This window comes from Actinacidiphila oryziradicis (assembly GCF_005047355.1).
In the GTDB taxonomy this organism is placed as follows: domain Bacteria; phylum Actinomycetota; class Actinomycetes; order Streptomycetales; family Streptomycetaceae; genus Actinacidiphila; species Actinacidiphila oryziradicis.
Genome location: NZ_SUMC01000286.1, coordinates 1 through 2,552 on the forward strand (window position 1 = coordinate 1; position 2,552 = coordinate 2,552).

Below are 2,552 nucleotides of genomic sequence, written 5' to 3' on the forward strand. Positions count from 1 at the left end.
CCCCACATCCAGCACACCCAACTCCGGCCGCGCCACCAAAAACTCACGCAACCGCCCCGCCTGCGCCCGCAACGCCACCTCATCCCGCGCCGACACCACCACCGGCACCACCGGCAGCAACTCCCCAGCGGACAGGACCGGTTCCTGGGAGACCGTTGCCGTTCCCGTTCCCGCTCCCGTTCCCGTTCCCGATGCCGACGTGACGTTCTGCGCGGGTGCTTCCTCCAGGATCAGGTGCGCGTTCGTACCGGAGACACCGAAGGACGACACGCCCGCACGGCGCGGACGGCCGGGGTCGGTCCAAGGCCGCCCGGCGGTCAGCAACTTGACCGCGCCGGACTCCCAGTCCACGTGCGGGCTGGGCTCGTCGGCGTGCAGCGTGGCGGGGAGCTGCTGGTGCCGCAGTGCCTGCACCATCTTGATCACTCCGGCGACGCCGGAAGCAGCCGAGGAGTGGCCGATGTTCGACTTGATCGAGCCGAGCCACAGCGGCCGGTCGGCGTCGCGGTCCTGCCCGTAGGTCGCCAGTAGCGCCTGGGCCTCGATCGGGTCGCCGAGCCGGGTGCCGGTGCCGTGGCCCTCGACCGCGTCGACCTCGTCGGGCCGCAGTCCGGCCGCGGCCAGCGCGTTCCGGATCACGCGCTCCTGGGCCGGTCCGCTCGGCGCGGTCAGCCCGTTGGACGCGCCGTCCTGGTTGACGGCACTGCCCCGGATCACCGCGAGCACGTGGTGCCCCAGGCGCTTGGCGTCCGAGAGGCGCTCCATCACCACCAGGCCGACGCCGTCGGAGAAGCCGGTCCCGTCGGCCCCGTCGGCGTACGAGCGGCAGCGGCCGTCGGGCGACAGGCCGCGCTGCCGGGAGAACTCCACCAGCAGGAACGGCCCGGACATCACGGTCACGCCGCCGGCCAGCGCGAGCGAGCACTCACCGTTGCGCAGCGCCTGCGCCGCCAGGTGCATCGCCACCAGCGACGAGGAGCAGGCCGTGTCCACGGACACCGCCGGGCCCTGCAACCCGAACGTGTAGCTCAGCCGTCCCGAGATCACGCTGGTCGTGGTGCCGGTCAGCCGGAACCCTTCCAGGTCCGGGGTGGCCCCGCCGGCGTACTCGGAGGCGACCGCGCCGCAGTACACGCCGGTGTCGCTGCCGCGCAGCGAGCCCGGGTCGATCCCCGCGTCCTCCAGCGCCTCCCACGCACCCTCCAGCAGCAGGCGCTGCTGCGGGTCCATCGCCAGCGCCTCGCGCGGGCTGATCCCGAAGAACCCGGCGTCGAAGTCCCCGGCGCCGTCCAGGTATCCGCCGCCGCGCGTGTACACGGTGCCGGCCTGCTCCGGGTCCGGGTCGTACAGCCGCTCCAGGTCCCAGCCGCGGTCACCGGGCAGCCCCGAGATCGCGTCCCGGCCGGCAGCGACCAGATCCCACAACTGCTCGGGCGATGCCGCGCCGCCCGGGTAGCGGCAGCTCATACCGACGATCGCCAGCGGCTCGTCCGCGTCGGCCCGGCGCCGGGCCGGCACCCGTACGGCGGGAGCGGCGCCGGTCCCGGATGCGGTCGCCCCGGGAACCTGGGTCACCAGGAACCGCGCCACCGCGATCGCGGTCGGGTGGTCGAAGACGAGCGTGGCGGGCAGCTTCAGTCCGGTCGCCTGGGCCAGCCGGTTCCGCAGCTCGACCGCCGCCAGCGAGTCGAAGCCGAGGTCCTTGAAGGCCCGAGCGGAATCCACCGCCGAGGCCGACGCGTGGCCGAGCACCGCCGCGACCTGCGTGGTAACCAGATCCAGGGCGACCTGCTCCCACTGCTCGCGGTCCACGCCCGCGAGCCGTTTCGCGAGCGACCCGCCCCCGCCGGAGCGCGTCGCACGACCCGGGGTGCGGACCAGCCCGGCCAGCAACGGCACCGCCGTACCGGCCTGCGCCTGTTCCCGCAGTGCGGCCAGGTCGAGTTGCACCGGCGCGACCAGCGCGGCGTCCACCCGCTGAGCCGCGTCCAGCAGTTCAAGTCCGAACTCCGAGGAGAGCGGCTGGACACCCATCCGGTTGAGCCTGGTCAGCTGAGCGGCGTCCAGCACGCCGGTCATGCCGGTCTCCGCCGCCCACAGGCCCCACGCCAGCGACACCGCCGGACGCCCTTGCGCCCGGCGCCGCGCTGCCAGCGCGTCCAACCCGGCATTCGCGGCAGCGTAGTTGCCCTGGCCCGCACTTCCGATCAGCGCCGCGACGGAGGAGAACAGCACGAACGACTGGAGGTCCATCCCGGCCGTCAACTCGTCCAGCAGCAAGGCCGCGTCGACCTTCGGCCGCATCACCCGGTCCAGCTGCTCCGGCGTCATCGACGCGAGCAAACCGTCGTCGAGGACACCGGCCGCGTGCACCACCCCCGCGAGCGGGACCTGCAACGACCCCAGTAGCGCGGTCAGTTGCTCCCGGTCGGCGACATCGCACGCCGCGACCCGCACCCGGCAGCCGACCGCTTCCAGCTCGGCCACCAACTCGCCCGCACCCGGCGCTTCAAGACCTCGCCTCGACGCCAGCACCAGATGCCGGACACCGC

The 2,552-nt window shown here is 73.6% G+C and carries 1 protein-coding gene; it reads right to left on the bottom strand.

The window, feature by feature from the left end; all coding sequences use genetic code 11:
• Positions 1-2,552: type I polyketide synthase (locus FCI23_RS55210; protein WP_136731695.1), on the bottom strand; the 2,552-nt coding region annotated here is incomplete at both ends.